19 protein-coding genes and 4 tRNA genes are annotated in these 16991 nt (G+C 72.7%); 12 read left to right on the forward strand and 11 right to left on the reverse strand.

Annotation, left to right across the window (positions count from 1 at the left end):
- The first annotated feature begins 15 nt into the window (after positions 1-15).
- The 3 genes from J2S55_RS48400 (at position 16) to J2S55_RS32210 (ending at position 785) form a co-directional block, all read left to right on the forward strand.
- Positions 16-228: a hypothetical protein gene (locus J2S55_RS48400; protein WP_370879719.1), complete on the forward strand. Its 213-nt coding sequence runs from the start codon at positions 16-18 to the stop codon at positions 226-228.
- Positions 176-307, forward strand: a complete 132-nt coding sequence (locus J2S55_RS32205; protein WP_306868624.1) for a hypothetical protein — start codon at positions 176-178, stop codon at positions 305-307. The genes J2S55_RS48400 and J2S55_RS32205 overlap by 53 nt, the downstream gene beginning before the upstream one ends.
- Before the next feature lie 136 nt (positions 308-443).
- Positions 444-785, forward strand: a complete 342-nt coding sequence (locus J2S55_RS32210; protein WP_306868626.1) for an ABC transporter permease family protein — start codon at positions 444-446, stop codon at positions 783-785.
- Here J2S55_RS32210 and J2S55_RS32215 read toward each other — a convergent pair.
- From J2S55_RS32215 to J2S55_RS32235, 5 genes are all read right to left on the reverse strand, one after another.
- Complete coding sequence (locus J2S55_RS32215) at positions 736-1413, reverse strand: pyridoxamine 5'-phosphate oxidase family protein (protein WP_306868629.1); 678 nt, start codon at positions 1411-1413, stop codon at positions 736-738. The genes J2S55_RS32210 and J2S55_RS32215 overlap by 50 nt on opposite strands.
- A gap of 214 nt (positions 1414-1627) precedes the next feature.
- On the reverse strand, positions 1628-1942 hold the full coding sequence (locus J2S55_RS32220; protein WP_306868632.1) for a VOC family protein: 315 nt from the start codon (positions 1940-1942) through the stop codon (positions 1628-1630).
- A 118-nt stretch (positions 1943-2060) separates the two neighbouring features.
- Positions 2061-2135 (reverse strand) — tRNA-Val (locus J2S55_RS32225).
- Positions 2136-2148: 13 nt separating this feature from the next.
- Positions 2149-2219 (reverse strand) — tRNA-Cys (locus J2S55_RS32230).
- A gap of 26 nt (positions 2220-2245) precedes the next feature.
- Positions 2246-2317, reverse strand: a tRNA-Gly gene (locus tag J2S55_RS32235).
- Between the two features lie 210 nt (positions 2318-2527).
- Here J2S55_RS32235 and hutH point away from each other — a divergent pair.
- Positions 2528-4075, forward strand: coding sequence for a histidine ammonia-lyase (gene hutH, locus J2S55_RS32240; protein WP_306868633.1), 1548 nt, complete (start codon positions 2528-2530; stop codon positions 4073-4075).
- Here hutH and J2S55_RS32245 read toward each other — a convergent pair.
- Complete coding sequence (locus J2S55_RS32245; RefSeq protein WP_306868636.1) at positions 4056-5264, reverse strand: NAD(P)-binding domain-containing protein; 1209 nt, start codon at positions 5262-5264, stop codon at positions 4056-4058. The two genes, hutH and J2S55_RS32245, sit on opposite strands and share 20 nt — an antisense overlap.
- A gap of 73 nt (positions 5265-5337) precedes the next feature.
- On the opposite strand from J2S55_RS32245, the gene J2S55_RS32250 reads away from it, so the two are divergent.
- From J2S55_RS32250 to J2S55_RS32260, 3 genes are read left to right on the forward strand one after another with little or no spacing between them, the layout of a single operon-like run.
- Positions 5338-6225 (forward strand): LysR family transcriptional regulator, encoded by an 888-nt coding sequence (locus J2S55_RS32250; protein ID WP_306868639.1) that lies wholly within the window; start codon positions 5338-5340, stop codon positions 6223-6225.
- A gap of 4 nt (positions 6226-6229) precedes the next feature.
- Positions 6230-7252 carry a chorismate-binding protein gene (locus J2S55_RS32255; RefSeq protein ID WP_306868642.1) on the forward strand — a complete coding sequence of 341 codons (1023 nt, stop codon included), beginning with the start codon at positions 6230-6232 and terminating at the stop codon, positions 7250-7252.
- Complete coding sequence (locus J2S55_RS32260; RefSeq protein WP_306868645.1) at positions 7249-8079, forward strand: aminotransferase class IV; 831 nt, start codon at positions 7249-7251, stop codon at positions 8077-8079. Before J2S55_RS32255 ends, J2S55_RS32260 begins: the two co-directional genes overlap by 4 nt.
- A 4-nt stretch (positions 8080-8083) precedes the next feature.
- On the opposite strand, the gene J2S55_RS32265 is transcribed toward J2S55_RS32260, so the two are convergent.
- Positions 8084-9352, reverse strand: a complete 1269-nt coding sequence (locus tag J2S55_RS32265) for an LVIVD repeat-containing protein (RefSeq protein WP_306868648.1) — start codon at positions 9350-9352, stop codon at positions 8084-8086.
- A gap of 211 nt (positions 9353-9563) precedes the next feature.
- On the opposite strand from J2S55_RS32265, the gene J2S55_RS32270 reads away from it, so the two are divergent.
- On the forward strand, positions 9564-10172 hold the full coding sequence (locus J2S55_RS32270; protein WP_306868651.1) for a DUF305 domain-containing protein: 609 nt from the start codon (positions 9564-9566) through the stop codon (positions 10170-10172).
- 159 nt (positions 10173-10331) lie between these two features.
- On the opposite strand, the gene J2S55_RS32275 is transcribed toward J2S55_RS32270, so the two are convergent.
- Positions 10332-10748 carry an SsgA family sporulation/cell division regulator gene (locus J2S55_RS32275; RefSeq protein WP_012892610.1) on the reverse strand — a complete coding sequence of 139 codons (417 nt, stop codon included), beginning with the start codon at positions 10746-10748 and terminating at the stop codon, positions 10332-10334.
- A 459-nt stretch (positions 10749-11207) separates the two neighbouring features.
- Between J2S55_RS32275 and J2S55_RS32280 the strand changes: the two genes are divergently transcribed.
- From J2S55_RS32280 to J2S55_RS32290, 3 genes are all read left to right on the forward strand, one after another.
- A tRNA-Val gene (locus J2S55_RS32280) sits at positions 11208-11279 on the forward strand.
- A 270-nt stretch (positions 11280-11549) separates the two neighbouring features.
- On the forward strand, positions 11550-12212 hold the full coding sequence (locus J2S55_RS32285) for a potassium channel family protein (RefSeq protein ID WP_306868658.1): 663 nt from the start codon (positions 11550-11552) through the stop codon (positions 12210-12212).
- Between the two features lie 146 nt (positions 12213-12358).
- Complete coding sequence (locus tag J2S55_RS32290; RefSeq protein WP_306868661.1) at positions 12359-13255, forward strand: TIGR03564 family F420-dependent LLM class oxidoreductase; 897 nt, start codon at positions 12359-12361, stop codon at positions 13253-13255.
- Here J2S55_RS32290 and J2S55_RS32295 read toward each other — a convergent pair.
- Both J2S55_RS32295 and J2S55_RS32300 read right to left on the reverse strand, forming a co-directional pair.
- On the reverse strand, positions 13239-13622 hold the full coding sequence (locus tag J2S55_RS32295) for a hypothetical protein (protein ID WP_306868664.1): 384 nt from the start codon (positions 13620-13622) through the stop codon (positions 13239-13241). The genes J2S55_RS32290 and J2S55_RS32295 overlap by 17 nt on opposite strands.
- 50 nt (positions 13623-13672) lie before the next feature.
- Complete coding sequence (locus J2S55_RS32300; RefSeq protein WP_306868666.1) at positions 13673-14410, reverse strand: PaaX family transcriptional regulator C-terminal domain-containing protein; 738 nt, start codon at positions 14408-14410, stop codon at positions 13673-13675.
- A 76-nt stretch (positions 14411-14486) separates the two neighbouring features.
- Here J2S55_RS32300 and J2S55_RS32305 point away from each other — a divergent pair, with 76 nt between their 5' ends.
- On the forward strand, positions 14487-16247 hold the full coding sequence (locus J2S55_RS32305) for an acyl-CoA dehydrogenase family protein (protein WP_306868668.1): 1761 nt from the start codon (positions 14487-14489) through the stop codon (positions 16245-16247).
- Between the two features lie 46 nt (positions 16248-16293).
- On the opposite strand, the gene J2S55_RS32310 is transcribed toward J2S55_RS32305, so the two are convergent.
- A complete protein-coding gene (locus J2S55_RS32310) occupies positions 16294-16896 on the reverse strand; it encodes a hypothetical protein (RefSeq protein ID WP_306868670.1) in 603 nt (200 codons plus the stop codon).
- Positions 16897-16991: the final 95 nt, after the last annotated feature.

A 16991-nucleotide genomic window follows, 5' to 3' on the forward strand; every position in this document is an offset into this window, starting at 1 on the left:
TCCTGGTCTCTTCTGATGAACTGTGTCGAGTTGACGATCAGCACGACCGGGGCCGAGGCGGGCATGGGAGGCGCGTCGTCCTGCTCGCTGAAGGACCTGTGGTCGAAGGCGGTGATCTCCGCCACCGGGACGGTCAGCGCGAGCGTGCCGGGCCACGGCACGGTGATGTCCCGGGGTGACGCCCAGCGGTCTCGTCCCGCCCTCCACCGGGCTGTCCCAGCTCGGTGACCTGCCCTGGACCTCGGCGGGCAACGGCTGGGGACCGGCCGAGCGCGACCATGGCGGCAGCGGGGCCGCGGCCGGGTGACCACCCCGCTGTACATGTACGAGTAGGCCTTCCGCTACTTCGAGATCGGGTACGGCAGCGCCATGGCCCTGGTGATGCTCGTCGTCGGTGCGCTGTTCTCCCTGTTCTACCTCCGGCTGATCAAGGTGGAGGACCGATGACGCGGAACGCCGTCCGAGGCGCCGCGCTCGTCTCCCTCGCGGTGATCACACTGGCCTTCCTCGGCCCGTTCCTGTGGGTGCTGCTCTCCTCGGTGCAGCCCGGGGCCGGCCTGTCGGCCACGCCCACCTCCGCGTTCTCCTTCCGCAACTTCGCCGAGGTGCTGAACTGGGAGACCGTCTACCTTCCGATCATCAACTCCGTCGTCATCTCGGGGAGCACGGCGGTCATCACGGTCATCGTCGCCGGCCACGCCGACGCCACGCACCGACGCCACGGCCCGGTGCGGACTACGCGGAGACGTGGTGAATGCGGCGGCCGGAGATCTCGGTGGGGGTGATGCGGATGTAGAGCTTGCGCTCGCCGCCCGCCCACGGCTCGACGCCCGCGCCCACCACGGCCGCCTGCTCCTCCTCGGAGGAGATGTGATGGGCCGGGCCCCGGACGAGCACGCTCCAGCCCTGCCGGTTGGGGTCGTCGATGCGGTCGACCTCGAACGCGATCTTGAACTCGACCCCTTCGACGCCGGTGCGCAGGTCCTCGTCCAGCGGGCCCCCGAAGGCCGTGCGCAGCAGCACGGCCCCGTGGTGGATCACGTAGTTGACCGGCATCACCACCGGCCCGGCGGGGGTGTTGAAGGCGACCCGCCCCACGCCGCCCGGGGAGATCAGCCGCATGCACTCGTCGGCCTCCAGCTTCTCCAGCCGGGGCCGCCCGCCCGCCGGGCCGCGCCCCGGAGGCAGGTCCATGGTGCCGCCGAGCAGCTCCTCGCTGCTGGTGCCCAGGGCCGCGGCCAGCTGGTTGACGGTGCTGGTGCCGGGCGAGGCGGCGTTCTCCTCCAGGTAGCCGAGATAGCCGGGATCGATCCTGGCCCGTTCGGCCAGCTGCTCCCGGGACATGCCGAGGGACTTACGGCGATGCGCGACCCGGCGGCCCAGGTCACCCGGGGCCGGGATGTGTTCGGTCATGGAATCCCCCTGCTCGCGGACCCGAGGCGGCGGCGCCGCGGAGGACCGGCGTGGCACCCGTGGCGCCCGGCGGCCTCGGCGGTGGCACCCCCCGGACGTCCTGTGACGGCTGGAGCCGTGACCCTCGCTCGCAGGGCCCGGCCGGGCGGGCGCACGTCCCGCCGGCGGGCCCGGTCCCGCTCCTGCACACCTCCGTACCCCGCGGGCCGGCAGATCACTCCGCCGTCGGGACCGCGGCGGCCCAGTCGCCGGCCTGGAGCTCGACCACACGCCCGTCGGGGTCCCGCAGCAGGCGCCGCCCCGCTCCCTCGGTGGCGCCGGCGGCCACGAAGCCGAGCCGGAGCCTGCCGGTCTCCCCGCCCTCGCCCGCCGGGTAGAGCTCGAACACCGTCCCGTCCGGGAGCGTGGCCGCGTGGTGCCGCGGCCCGTCGCCGTGCTGTTCCGGACGGAACTCCAGGCCGAGGGAGGCGTAGAAGTCGCGGCACTCCTCCAGCCGGGAGGTGTATATCACCACAAGGGTCTGCCGCACAGGCTCATTGTGGGGCACATCCATCCCCGCCGCCATCGGAGCTCGCCCCGCCGGGGCGCGGCATCGGGCCCGGGAACGCGTATGGGCAGGTCAGGAGATCCTGACCTGCCCATACAGGTGGTGGACGATACAGGGATTGAACCTGTGACCTCTTCCGTGTCAGGGAAGCGCTCTCCCGCTGAGCTAATCGTCCTCGCTGAAACCAGAGGTGGAGACGGGATTTGAACCCGTGTACACGGCTTTGCAGGCCGTTGCCTCGCCTCTCGGCCACTCCACCGGAGTGAGAGCCCTAAAGCCCTTCCGAGCGGAAGACGGGATTCGAACCCGCGACCCTCACCTTGGCAAGGTGATGCTCTACCACTGAGCCACTTCCGCGTGTGTCTCCGGGCCCGGCCCGGCTCACGGATAGAACTCTAGCGAATAGTCGCCGACTCCCCAAACCGAAGGACGGCCGGCCGTCCGGCGCGCGGGCGGTGGAGGCCGCCGGATCGGGCAGGGACCGGACAGGGAAGACATAGCGGCGATCTCTGCCTGTAAGGGGCTAACATCGCATACGCCAGTTACCTAGTGCGAGAGAGTGACACCATGCGCGACAACGAGGTCGTGAACATCGGGCCGGAGCCGCTGAGCTTCGACGAGGTCGTCAGGGTGGCCCGGCACGGCGCCGCCGTACGGCTCACCGACGACGCCGTGGCCGCCATGGCCGCCGCCCGCACCCGCATCGACGAGCTCGCCGAGAGCCCCACCCCCGCGTACGGGGTGTCGACCGGGTTCGGCGCCCTGGCCACCCGGCACATCGACCCCGCGCTCCGCGCCCAGCTGCAGCGCTCCCTGATCCGCTCGCACGCGGCGGGCTCGGGCCCCGAGGTGGAGACCGAGGTCGTCCGGGCGCTGATGCTGCTGCGCCTGCACACCCTGGCCACCGGCCACACCGGCGTCCGCCCGAAGACCGCCAAGGTGCTCCAGGGCATGCTCAACGCGTCGATCACCCCCGTGGTGCACGAGTACGGCAGCCTCGGCTGCTCCGGCGACCTCGCGCCGCTCTCCCACGTGGCCCTCACGATCATGGGCGAGGGGGTCGTCCGCGACGCGTCCGGGGAGCGCGTGGACGCCGCCGAGGCGCTGAAGCAGGCGGGCATCGAGCCCGTCGAGCTCGCCGCCAAGGAGGGCCTGGCGCTCATCAACGGCACCGACGGCATGCTCGGCATGCTGATCCTGGCCATGGACGACCTGCAGCGCCTGTTCAAGGCCGCCGACATCGGCGCGGCGATGAGCGTGGAGGCGCTGCTCGGCACCGACCGCGTCTTCGCCGCCGACCTGCAGGCCCTGCGCCCGCACCCGGGCCAGGCCGCCAGCGCCGCCAACCTCCGGGCCCTCCTGGCCGACTCCGGGATCATGGAATCCCACCGGGACGGCACCTGCACCCGTGTCCAGGACGCCTACTCGCTGCGCTGCGCCCCGCAGGTCGCCGGGGCCGCCCGCGACACCCTCGCGCACGCCGCCTCGGTCGCCATGCGGGAGCTGGCCTCGGCGATCGACAACCCGGTGGTGCTGGCCGACGGCCGGGTGGAGTCCAACGGCAACTTCCACGGCGCCCCCGTGGGCTACGTGCTCGACTTCCTGGCCATCGCGGTCGCGGACGTGGCGAGCATCTCCGAGCGCCGCACCGACCGCATGCTCGACGTGGCCCGCAGCCACGGCCTGCCCGCCTTCCTGGCCGACGACCCCGGGGTGGACTCCGGGCACATGATCGCCCAGTACACCCAGGCCGCGATCGTCTCCGAGCTCAAGCGCCTGGCCGTGCCCGCGAGCGTGGACTCCATCCCGAGCTCCGCCATGCAGGAGGACCACGTCTCCATGGGCTGGTCGGCCGCCCGCAAGCTGCGCCGCTCGGTGGACGGCCTCACCCGGGTGCTCGCGGTGGAGATCCTCACCGCCGCCCGGGCGCTCGACCTGCGGGCACCGCACCGGCCCGCCCCCGCGACCGGGGCCGTGGTGGCCGCCCTGCGCCAGACGGTCCCCGGCCCCGGCCCGGACCGCTTCCTCGCCCCGGAGATCGAGTCCGTGGTCCGGTCGGTGGCCGACAACACGGTCGTCGCCGCCGCCGAGTCGGTCACCGGCCCGCTGGCATAGCGGCGATCACCTCCACCTCCAGCAGCAGCCCCGGCCGGAACAGCCGTGACACCTCCACGGTCGTGCTGGCCGGGGGCGCGCCGGTGAAGTAACGGCTCCGGACGCTCCCGTACTCGGACACCCGCGACATGTCGGTCAGATGCGTCCGGATGTGGGTCACGTCGTCGAAGGTGCACCCCTGGTCGGCGAGGATGCGCGCCAGCAGCTCCATCACGTATTCCGACTGGCGCCGCATGTCCCCCTCGCCGACCACCTGCCCCGCCTCGTCCAGCGCCACCTGGCCGGAGACGAACAGCAGGCCGCCGGCCCTGGTGGCATGGGAGTAGTAGCCGTTGGTCGCCGGGACCGACGCCGGGTTCAGCTTCGGCACACCGGTCCGGCGGGCCGTGGCGACGTGCCCGAAGACGGCCGTCAGGTCCTCGCCGCCGAGCCCGGCCCCGGCCGCCTCCTGCAGCCTGTCCCGGGCCGCCGCCGCGAGCGTCTGCGTCCCGTGCGAGGCCAGCGCCAGGTCCTTGGCCGCCAGGCCGAGGGCGTAGCGCGTCTCGGACGGCCCGTTCTCGACGGCCGGGCGGAGCCGCTCGACGAGCGTCCCCAGCGGGGTCTCACCGAGTACGTCCAGCAGCGCCGCGGTGTTCACGCCGGTCGCCTCGCCGTAGGCGACGGTCTCGGCGAGCAGCACCTGGGCGGGCACCAGCGCGCTCATCACCGCCAGCTTCAACGCCGCGCCCGCGCCCGGCCCGCCGGCCTCCCGGACCCGGCCGAACACCTCCAGCACCTCCCGGCAGCGCGCCAGGTCCTCCGGCAGGCCACCGGCCAGCACCGTCAGCGTGCCCTCCCGCGCGGGCTGCACGCTGCCCAGCACCGGTGCGTCCACCAGCCCCACCTGTGAGGGGAGTCTGTCGCGGAGCTCGGCCACCGCCTCGGGGCCGATCGTCGACATCTCCACGACCAGCGCCCCGGAGCGCAGTCCGGGCGCCGCGTCCGCGAGCACCCGCCTGACCGCCGCGGGGTCGCTGAGCATGGTGATCACCAGCTCCGCCTCCGCCACGGCCTCGGCGGGAGAGGCCGCGCCGACGGCCCCCTCGACCTCGCGGGGAGTGCGGTTCCACACCGTCACCTTGTGTCCGGCCGCCACGAGCCGCCGCGCCATGGGGGCGCCCATATGTCCCAGTCCGAGGAAAGAAATCATGGGATTCACGGTAGGGACGGCCGAGGTATTCCACCAGCGACTAGATTGCATGCAAGCCATGCGAAGGAGGAATGTGTTCGACGTCGACGCGCTGCGCCTGTTGGACGCGGTGGCCCGCACCGGGTCCTTCACCGGGGCGGCGGCCCAGCTCAACTACACCCAGTCCGCGGTCTCCCGGCGCATCGCCTCCCTCGAACAGCAGGCGGGCGGCCCCCTGTTCGACCGGCTCGCGCGCGGGGTACGGCTCACCCCCGCCGGCGAGACGCTCCACCATCACGCGCAGGTCGTCCTGAACCGGTTGGCCAGGGCGGCCGAGGAGCTGGCCGGCATCCACGGCGGCTACCGGGGGCGGCTGCGTGTCGGCGCGTTCGCCACCGCCAACGTCGCGCTGGTCCCGGGCGCCCTGCGGGCTTTCCGGAGGGAGTTCCCCGAGGTCGAGCTCACCCCGGTCGAGGGGCCCAGCGGCGGCCTGCTGCGCCGGATGCGCGAGGGCGGCCTGGACGCCGCCGTGGTCAGCGACTACCCGGCCGGCCTGCCCTACGACGAGGAGCTGGAGTTCGCCGAGCTGGTGGAGGACGAGCTGATGGTCGCGCTGCCGCGCGATCACCGGCTGGCCGGGGAGGACCGCGTCGACCTGCGCGAGCTGCGGGAGGAGACCTGGATCGAGGCGCCTCCGCCCGGCCGGACGACGATGCTCGACGCCGCCTGCGCCCGCGCCGGGTTCGCGCCCCGCGCCACGGTCAGGATCGCCGAGTGGACGGGAAAGTTCGGCTACGTCGCGGCGGGGCTCGGCATCACGCTGGTGCCCGCCATCGCCGCGCAGGCGGTACCGCCCGATCTCGTGCTCCGCTCCCTCGGCGACCTCGCCCCGCGCCGGACCGTCTACACCGTCCTGCCGGCCACACCCCTGCCCGCGGCCCGCACGCTGGTGCGCCACCTGTGCGAGGCGGCGGGACAATAGCGGGGTGCACGACTCATTTGCGCATGCAGGGGGACAGCTCGCCACCCGGCTCCGCGACGTCACCACCGACCTGGCCGCGCTCGACGGCGCGGGCTGGTGGGCCGTCGTGGTCGACTACGAGGGCAAGGTCACCTGCGCCAGGTTCGACGACGTCCGGTCCGCGCCGCTGCCCGCGCCCCGGGGCCCCTGGCGCGGGCCGCACCCGTCGTCGTGGCGCAGTTCGCTGGATCGGGCCGCCTACGAGGCCGGCGTGCGCGGCATCCGCGCCCACATCGAACGGGGCGAGGTCTACCAGGCCAACCTGTGCCGGGTGCTGAGCGCGCCGCTGCCCGGGGAGCCGGACCTCCCGGCGCTGGCCGTACGGCTGGCCGAGGGCAACCCCGCCCCCTACGCCGCCACGGTGAGCCTGCCCGGGCTGGGCGTGGTGTCGGCCTCCCCGGAGCTCTACCTGGCCAGGGACGGCGCGGTGATCGAGTCCAGACCGATCAAGGGGACCGGGGCCACCGCCGAGGACCTGCTGGAGAAGGACCACGCGGAGAACGTGATGATCGTCGACCTGGTCCGCAACGACCTGGGCCGGGTCGCCGAGGTCGGGTCGGTGAGCGTGCCGGCGCTGTGCGAGGTCGAGGAGCACCCCGGCCTGGTGCACCTGGTCTCCACGGTCCGGGCCCGGCTCGCGCCGGAATTCGGTTGGCCGGAGCTGTTCTCGGCGACGTTTCCTCCTGGATCGGTGACCGGTGCCCCGAAATCTTCTGCTCTGCGCATCATCAATGAGCTCGAACCCGGGCCGCGCGGGCCGTACTGTGGGACCGTGGGCTGGGTTGACGCAGACCGGCGCCGAGCGTCGCTGGCTGTGGGCATCCGCACGTTCTGGCTGTCATCCGAGGAGATCCACTTCGGCACGGGCGCGGGCATAACCTGGGGCAGCGATCCGGAGCGCGAGTGGCGCGAGACCGAGTTGAAGGCCGCCCGGCTCATCGCGCTCGCTTCCACGGCAGGTCCAGCAGGTTCAGGAGGAGTCATATGAAGGTGCCCGTATGGGTCAACGGAGAGCTCATCAGCCCGGAGCAGGCCACCGTCTCGGTGTTCGACCACGGCCTGATGGTCGGCGACGGCGTCTTCGAGACCATCAAGTGCGTCAACGGCGCCTCGTTCGCCCTCACCCGCCACCTTGACCGGCTCCGGCTGTCGGCCCAGCGCATGGACCTGCCCGAGCCGGACGTCGAGGCGATCGCCGCCGGCGTCCGCGCCTGCCTGGCCGAGGCGCCCCAGTGGCCGCTCGGCCGGATCCGCATCACCTACACCAGCGGCCCCGGCCCGCTCGGCTCCGACCGCGGGGACCAGGGCTGCACCACGGTGGTGATCGTCGACGAGCAGCGGCCGTTCCCGGCCACCGCCGACGTCACGGTCGTGCCCTGGCCGCGTAACGAGCGCGGCGCGCTCGCCGGGGTGAAGAGCACCTCCTACGGCGACAACGCCAAGGCACTCTTCTACGCCAAGGCCCGGGGCGGCGGCGAGGCGATCTTCGAGAACCTGGCGGGCGACCTCTGCGAGGGCACCGGCAGCAACATCTTCATCGTCCGTGACGGCCGGCTGCTCACCCCCACGCTGGCCTCCGGCTGCCTGGCCGGGGTGACCCGGGCGCTCACGCTGGAGTGGTGCGGCGGCTCCGAGGAGGACGTCCCGCTGTCGGCCCTCTACGAGGCCGAGGAGGCGTTCCTGACCTCCACCACCCGCGACATCCAGCCGATCCGCGCGGTCGACCAGACCGTGCTGCCGGCCGCGCCCGGCCCGATCACCGCCAAGGCGATGCGGGTCTTCGCCGAGCGCGGCGCCGCCGACCTCGACCCGTGACGGCTCACCGCGGGTAGGACACCTGGGTCTGGGCGTTCAGCTCCTCCGTCGTGACCTTCTTGGCCGGATCGGTCAGCGGGTCGTCGATCCGGAGCACGTCCAGGCCCCTGGTGATGTCGCTGGAGTAGATGTGGCCGTTGTAGTAGTAGGCCGACCACGAGCCGCCGAGCCCCTCGACGCGGTCGCGCTCGAAGAAGCCGATCTCACGGGGGTTGTCGGAGTCGGTGAAGTCCCAGATCGACACCCCGCCCTGATACCAGGCCTGGACCATGATGTCCTTGCCGGGGACCGGCAGCAGTGACCCGTTGTGCGCGACGCAGTTCTCGTCGGGCTTCTGCCCCCTGGGGATCTTGAAATAGCCGCGGAGGCTGAGCGTGCGGTCCTCGGTGAGGTCGTAGACGGCGTCCGCCCCGTGGTTCTTGGGCGTGCCGGCGTCACAGGTGGCGCTGGCGCCGCCGCCCAGCTCGTCGCCGAAGACCACCTTGGTGGCGTCGTTGTTGAACGTGGCCGAGTGCCAGATCGAGAAGTTCTCCTCGTCGCGCACGTGCTGGAGCACCTTGGGACGCACCCTGTCGGAGATGTCCAGCAGGATCCCGTCGCCGTAGCAGGCGGCGGCGGCCAGGTTCTTCTCCGGGTAGGCCGTGATGTCGTGGCAGCCGCCGAGGCCGTCCTCGCCGCCCCCCTCGGAGAGCACCGGCTCCGAGACCACCCGGGCCCCGGCCGGATCGGCGGTCGGCACCTCGACCACGGAGATCTTGTTGTGCGGGGCCGGGCAGGTCGCGGACTGGGGCTCCGGCCCGGGGGAGGAGACGTAGAGGTAGACCCGGTCCCCGTCCTTGCCGGGGACGAGGGTGTGGGTGTGGGAGCCGCAGTCGGTGCGGACCGCCGACACGAACCTGGGGTGGGCCTTGTCGGCGACGTCGAAGATCCGGATGCCCTCCCAGCCCCCGCGCCCGTCGGTCCCGCCCGGCCCGGCACCGCACTCCGGGCCGCCGCGCGGCGAGTCGACGGACAGGAACAGCAGGTTCCCGCTGACCGAGACGTCGTTCTGCTCGCCGGGGCAGAGCACCCGGCTGACCACGGCGGGCTTGGCGGGGTCGGACACGTCGAACACGCTGAAGCCGTCGTAGTTGCCGACGAAGGCGTGATCGCCCTGGAAGGCCAGGTCGGTGCCCCAGGACTGGGGGCCGTCGAGCGGCGCCTGCAGCGGCACGTTGGCCACGTGGGTGACGTTGGCGCTGTGCGTGGCGTCTCCCGAGGCCGTCGCGCTCACGGGGGCGTCCGCCGAGGCGGTCGCCGGAGCCGGAACGGCCCGTGGGACCGGTGGCTCGGCATCCGCGCCGCATCCGGCCACAACAAGCAGCGCCGCCAGTCCGAATGCCACCCTCGATCGCACAGTGCCCCCATCACGTCAATTGCCCTGCCTCATTATTGAAGGTATGCGGGGAATGTATTGGCCATATGGGGCTATCGTCATGATCTCGATGACATCGGTCCTCGCGGGCTGCGCGGCGGACGGTTCCGGGGAGCGGGCCCCTCTGGTGGCGGGCACCGGCGCGCCGGTGATCATCCCGGGCGGCCCGGGCGACCCGGGCCGCAGGGCGGCGGCGGGCGAACGCCTCGGCGTGTCCGAGGCCCACGTGACGGCGGCCGACGTGCGGTTCGCCGAGGGCATGATCCCGCACCACGCGCAGGCGCTGGAGATGGCGGCGCTGGTCGCGCCCCGGTCGTCGTCGGCGGTCCTGCGGACGCTCGCGGACCGGATCACCGCCGCGCAACGGCCCGAGATCGCGGCCATGACCTCGTGGCTGAGGTCGGTGGGCCGGCCGCCGGGGCCGCACGGTGGCCACACGGTCACCCAGGAGCAGATGAACCGGCTCAGGGCCGCCCGGGGGGCGGCCTTCGACGAGCTCTTCCTGAACCTGATGATCGCTCACCACGAGGAGGCGATGACCATGGCCGGGCAGCAGCTCCGGTCGGGCACGGACCGGACCATGCTGGCCACCGCCAAGGACGTCCTGTCCGGGCAGGGGGTCGAGATCGCCCGGATGCGGAGGCTGCTCAGGGACCAGGCCCTGCGGTCCCCGGGGTGAGTGTTCAGGGATCAGGCCTGCGGTCCCCGGGGTGAGTGCTCAGGGATCAGGCCTGCAATCCCCGGGGTGAGTGCTCAGGGACGGCCCTGGGGTCCCCGAGGTGAGGACGAGGGCGCGTCCGGAGCGGACGGGCGGGCGCCGGGGCGCCCGCGCGGGGGGTCAGGAGCTCCAGAGCATGTTGCTGAGCTCGGCGTCGAGATCCATGAAGTCGGTCTCGCGACCGGCCGGCACCAGCTCGTAGGTGCGGTGCAGGAACTCCGTCAGCGGAGCCAGCGGCACCTCGAACAGGGCCTGTCCGAACGGTGACGTGAGACTGATGTGCAGGGTGCGCTCGCCGTCGGCGCGCGCGGGCCACACCTGGACGTCTCCGTCGCCGACACGCCGCACGATGCCGACTGTCAGCAGTTCGCGGGCAAAGATCCACTCGACCGGTTCGTCGTTCCCCACATGGAATGCCATTCTGATCGCGTAGGGATCATCGGCCGTGTAGCTGAGTCCGGCGAGCAGGGGGACGGTGGTACGGTCGGGGACCACAAGCCGAAGGCCAAGCTCGGCAGAGACGGTGGCGCTGTTCATCGTCAGCCAAACCTTTTTCGTCGTCGGTCCCCTCTTCGGGGCTTTCACTGCTCTGACGGACTGTGTCCCGAGCTATGACGCGGAACAAAGAAACCTGTAGGAAAGATTCCGCCTCCAGGCCCTTCTGTAACACACATCACAGCGCGACATTTGGGCATCTACCTGGCCAAACATCGCCAACAGGGCCGTATTTGCAAGGGTTTTGCGTATCGTTTTGGTCACCGTCGACTCCCCTGTAGGGGCGTCTCGGGCGATAGAGGTCCAGCTCGGGTCGTTCGGTGCTTCTGCGGATCAGGATGATGCTATGACACCGTAGCCCCCCGCCGGACGTATCCCCAGACCTTTGGTCCATGACCGTGTCGCACCCCATGATCATCTCTGTCGCCGCCGTCGCTTCGCGAGCGGTCCCGGATTGCGGTATGGTTTTCCACGTCGGCACCGCGAGGAGCCGGACAGGGCGGGCGATTAGCTCAGCGGGAGAGCGCTTCGTTCACACCGAAGAGGTCACTGGTTCGATCCCAGTATCGCCCACAGAAGGTAGACGCAGGCAGGAGCCCCCCGGTTGACATCGACCGGGGGGCTTTCCGCTGTCCGGGCCCGGCCGGTGCCCGTCCCCGGACAATGATCACGGAAACCGTCCGGCGGCGGCGCGGCCTGTCCCGCCGTCCGCACGTCCCGCCCCCCCGCGGCGCCGGGGCCGGGCCGGCCGCCGCTCTGGAGTCATCGTTCGGCCCTGCTTTGGTGCGCTTTTGCGTTAGCGTGTCCTTCTTCAGCTACGGACTCCCGGGGGGAAGACGACCGTTGGCCGGCAGAGGGAACGATCCCGTGGTGGTGATCGGGCTCGGCAGGTTCGGCAGCTCGCTCGCCGTGGAGCTCGCCCGCCGGGGGACCGAGGTGCTGGCCATCGACAGCCGGCCCAAGGTGGTGCAGAGCATGGCGGGCAGGCTCACCCACGTCGTCGCCGCCGACTCCACCGACATCGAGGCCCTGCGCCAGCTCGGCGTGCCCGACTTCTACCGGGCGGTGGTCGCCATCGGCACCGACCTCGAATCCAGCATCCTCACCACGTCCCTGCTGGTCGAGCTGGAGATCGAGGACGTCTGGGCCAAGGCGGTCAGCCGTGACCACGGACGCATCCTGGAGCGGGTCGGCGCCCATCACGTGATCCTTCCCGAGCACGACATGGGAGAACGGCTGGCCCGCCTGCTGAACGGCCGGATGCTCGACTACATGGGGGTGGACGGCGACTACGCGCTGGTCAAGACCCGGCCCCCCAGGGAGTTCGTCGGCGTCCCCCTCGCCCACTCCGGGCTGCGCCGCAAATACGGGGTGACCGTGGTCTGCGTCAAGGGCCAGCACGACGAGTTCACCTACGCCGCGGCCGACACCGTCCTGGGCTACGGGGACGTGATCATCATCGCGGGCCGGGTCGAAGAGGTGGAGCGCTTCACCGAGCTGCCGTGACCGGCGGGGCCGCCTTCCCCGCGCCCGTCACGCCGGCCGCCACCTGGGACACCACCCTCGCCCGCCGCCGACACCCCACGGCTCCGACGTGATCCCGCCGCCCGTGCCTAGACTGGCCACAACGACCAGAATGGAGTTCGGTAACGATGCGGATCGGACTGTTACTCAACGAACCCGAGGGCACGGACGTGCTGGGCAGGCTGCGGGGGCGGATCGCCCGCGCGGCCGACGACGGCTTCTCCTCCGCCTGGATGTCCAACGTCTTCGGCCTCGACGCGCTGACCGCGCTCGCCGTGGCCGGCAGCCAGGTGCCGGGGATCGAACTCGGCACCGCCGTCGTCCCCACCTACCCGCGTCACCCGGCGGCCCTCGCCCAGCAGGCGCTCACGGCCAACGCCGCCCTGGACGGGCGGCTCGCGCTCGGCGTCGGCCTGTCGCACCAGATCGTCATCGAGGGCATGTACGGCTACGGCTTCGACAGGCCCGCCCGGCACATGCGCGAATACCTGTCCGTCCTGGTGCCGCTGGTGCGCGGGGAGCAGGTGGCCTTCGAAGGCGAGACCCTCAAGGCGCGGCTCGGGCTGACCACGCCGGGCGCCGGGGGCATGCCCGTGCTCGTGGCCGCGCTGGGCCCGCGCATGCTCAAGCTGGCCGGGGAGCTGGCCGACGGCACCGTGCTGTGGATGACCGGTCCCAAGACCGTGGCCGAGCACGTGGCGCCCGCCGTCACCGAGGCCGCCCGCGCCGCCGGGCGGCCCGCGCCGAGGATCGTCTGCGCGCTCCCGGTCTGCGTCACCGACGACGTCGAGGCCGCCAGGGCGCGGGCCGCCGAGGTCTTCGAGGTCTACGGCCGGCTGCCGTCCTACCGGGCGATGCTCGACAGGGAGGGCGCCGAGAGCCCGGCCGATGTGGCGGTCGTCGGCGACGAGGACGCGGTCTCCGCCCAGATCGAGTCGCTCGCCAAGGCCGGGGTCACCGACTTCGTGGCCGCCGAGTACGCCTCGGACCGCCGGACCAGGGAGTTCCTCAGGACCCTGCGGTAGAACCCGCCCGGGCAGGACCCGCCCCGCCCGCCGCCGGGGCGGGCCCGCCCGGCCGCCGGGACATGAGGGCCCAGCGGGCGAGCGCCCACAGGACCGGGCCGGCCGACAGCACCGAGCCCCCGGAGCCGAGGGAGAAGGCCGAGACGGCCGAGCCGATGGACCCGACCGACAGCACCGAGCCGATGGACAGGGCCGAGGCGGCCGAGCCGATGGATCCGACCGACAGCACCGAGCCCGCGGAGCCGAAGGATCCGACGGACAGGATCGAGCCGGCGGACCCGATGGACAGGATCGAGCCAGTCGACCCGATGGACAGGATCGAGCCCGTCGACCCGATGGACCACAGCGAGTTCTCGTTTTCCGGCATGACGGCAATCATGCTCCATCCGCGGCCGGCTGTGACCCACCGGGCGCGATCTACAGATGGTCGCGGACGAGGCTCCCGAACTCGGTCTCGAACAGGTCGTAGCGGTGCCTGAGCCCGTCGCCGGGCCAGTCGCCGGGCAGCAGCCCGGCCGGCAGCAGCGGGTCGGCCAGCAGGTGGCGCAGGGCGGCGGCGGCCAGGGCGAACCGGTCGGCGACGGTGGTCGCCGCGTCGAAGGCCCCCTGCAGCGCCCGCGCGTGCCGGGCCCAGCCGGGGAGATCCCACAGGGATCCCGCCAGCGCGGCGGGGTCCTCCTCCGGGACCGCCCGCAGGAAGGCGCACTGCCCGGCGACGACGGGGGGCCGGGCCCTGCGCAGGTTGTCCGGCCGCATCCACACGCCCTCGCGGATCTCGGCCAGGCGCAGCGCCGCCATGGCCTCCCGGAGCGCGGCCCGCTCGGCGGCGGGCCGCCGCTCGGCGGTGACGATCGCGACCTCCCAGCCGCCGTCCCAGCGGCGGGTGCCGGGCGAGCGGCTCTCGTCCTGGCGGGCCTGCCGCAGGCGCAGGCGCTCGCTGAGCTCGTAGTGGCCCTCCCGCTGCGCGACGTCGCCCGCGGCGACCATCCGCGACAGCGCGACCCGGACCGTGCCCTCGGGGATGCCGAACAGGGCGCCCACCCGCACCAGGTGGCCGGCCCTCAGCCGCGGGGGATGGGTGCCCAGCAGCGTGCTGAGGATGACCGAACGCGCGGTCATCGGCCGGAGCCCGAGCAGGTCGTCTTCGTACGTCATGCCAACCGCCGAGCTTACTCATCCGCCCGGATATTACATCCTTCCATCATGTGTCGTGGAAGCGTAATGTCCAGGCATGGCTTCCTACCTCATCGAGCCGGTCGACCGGCTGCCCTTCGGCGGCCCGGACAAGGCCCGGCGCTACGCCACCGGGCGCTACCCGGGCGCGGCCGGCCTCAACTGGTACGGTTCGGACCCCACGCTGCGCTTCCTGATGCGCCGCCACCTCGGCGCCGACGCCCTGGAATGGGCGGAGCCGCACCTGCGACGGGCGGGCGCGCTGATGAGCGGCCCCATCCTGGAGCACGCCGAGGAGACCGACCGGAACCCGCCCCGGCTGGAGAGATACGACCGCTGGGGCCATGAGGTCGGCCGGATCGTCATGCCGCCGTCCTTCGAGGCGGCCCGCAGGGACCTGGTCGCCGGGGCCTTCACCCGTCCGGAGTTCGTCCGGGAGGCCAAGGCCGCCGGGGCCGATCCGGTGACCATGGGGCTGGCCTGGAACTACCTGCTCTACCAGGCCGACATCGGGATGGGCTGCGCGCTCGGCACCGGCGGCGACATGGTGGTGCTGATGGCCGAGGCGTTCGCGCCCCAGGACGTCAAGGAACGGGTCAGGGAGATCTTCGCGGACGGGATGTTCTCCGGCGAGGCCGCGCAGATGTTCACCGAGCGCACCGGCGGCTCCGATCTCGCCGCCCTGGAGTCCACCGCCACCCCGGCGGGGGACGCCTGGCGGCTGAACGGCCTGAAGTGGTTCGCTTCCAACGCCAACGGCTCCGCCTTCGTGGTGCTGGCCAAGCCCGAGGGAGGCCCCGACGGCAGCCGGGGCGTGGCGCCCTTCCTCGTGCTGCGCGAGCGCCGTGACGGCGGCCGCAACGGCATCCGTGTCCGCAGGCTCAAGGACAAGCTGGGCACCAGGTCGGTGGCCTCGGCGGAGATCGAGTTCACCGACGCCGAGGCGTTCCTGCTGGCGCCGGGGAGCGGGGACGGGGGCGCCGGCGACGGCAAGGGCCTGGGCCGGATGATGGAGCTGACCAACGGGGCCCGGCTCGGGATCGCCACGATGGGCCTGGGCTGCGCCCGGCGCGCGCTGGTCGAGTCGCTCTGCTACGCCCGCGGCCGCGAGGCCTTCGGCGCGGCCCTCATCGACCAGCCGCTCATGCGCCGCAAGCTGGCCGAGCTGATCGTCGAGGTGGAGGCGGCCCAGGCGCTGGTCTTCGACGGGTTCCACAACAGGCTGCGCCTCGGCCCGGCCCTGATCAAGCTCAGGGCCGCCCGGCTCGGCGTCACCGCGGCCAGCGACGCCATCGAGGTGCACGGCGGCAACGGCTACATCGAGCAGTGGCCGGTCGCCCGCATCCTGCGCGACGCCCAGGTCAACCCGGTGTGGGAGGGCGGTGACAACATCCTCTGCCTGGACGTGCGCCGGGCCGTCGAAAGAGATCAGCACCTGCCGTTCTTCGACCGGCTGGCGGAGGCCGTACGGCACGCGCCGCCCGGCGACGACCCCACCGCGCAGCTGGTGTCGGACCGGATCGACCGGCTGCGGGAGGCCGTGGGCCTGTGGCGCGGCCTCGACCCGGTCACCGCCGAGGCCAGGCTCTTCCCGCTGGCGCAGTTCATGGCCGACGTCTACGCCGCCGCGCTGCTGCTGGAGCAGGCCGGCTGGGAGCGCCGCGAGCTCGGCACCGACCGCAAGGCGCTGGTCGCCCGCCTCTACGCCCGCGCCCACCTCGCCGACCACGGCCCGCTGCGCGGCATCGACCACGTCGCCGAGGACCTCGACCGGTTCAAGGACCTCGCGGACGGGGCCCTCGCCGACGACCGGCCGTGACCGGTCGCCGCCGGCCCGCCCCGCCGGCGCCGTCCCCTCCTGCGGCTCAGAGGCCGAAGGCGCTCAGGGTCGCCCAGGCCGAGCCGGCGCCGGCGACGGCGCCGGCGGCGACCTGGGCGGGCGTGTGGTGGCTGAGCCGTACTCGGGCCCAGCACACCGCCGCCACGACCAGCGCGCCCGCCGCCAGGGCCGGTACGGCGGGCAGCACCCGGGCGAGCACCACCACGGTGCCCGCCGACACCGCCGCGTGGAAGGAGATCTTCCACCTGAGCGTGATCGGGACCGTCAGCGCGAGCGCGGCCAGCATCGCGGTCACCGTGGCCACCAGCAGCCGGGGCGCGCCGAGGGAGGCCAGCAGCACCAGCGCGGCGAGCACCGCCGCGACCGCCACCAGCAACGGCCGCGTCCGGCTCGCCCGGTCGACCAGGTGGTGGGAGTCCAGCCGCCCGGAGCGGACCCCGGCCAGGATCACCCCCGCCGGGATCCCACCGCACAGCGCCGAGGCCACCAGCCCCCATCCGGCGCCGACCCAGCCGTCCGCCACCAGCCCGATGACCGGGGGCAGCACGATGACCAGCACCTGGGGCGCGAACAGCCCGGTGACCCACCGCGCGGCCCGCTCACCGTGCGCCGTTCCCTGACCGGTCATGCCACTCCCATCGATGCGAGGTCCGCGGCCGGGACCGTCGGGCGGGCGGCCCGGAGGCGGGATCTCCGGGAGCCGCCGCGCCCGGCGGGCGGCGC

Source organism: Streptosporangium brasiliense (genome assembly GCF_030811595.1).
Lineage (GTDB): Bacteria > Actinomycetota > Actinomycetes > Streptosporangiales > Streptosporangiaceae > Streptosporangium > Streptosporangium brasiliense.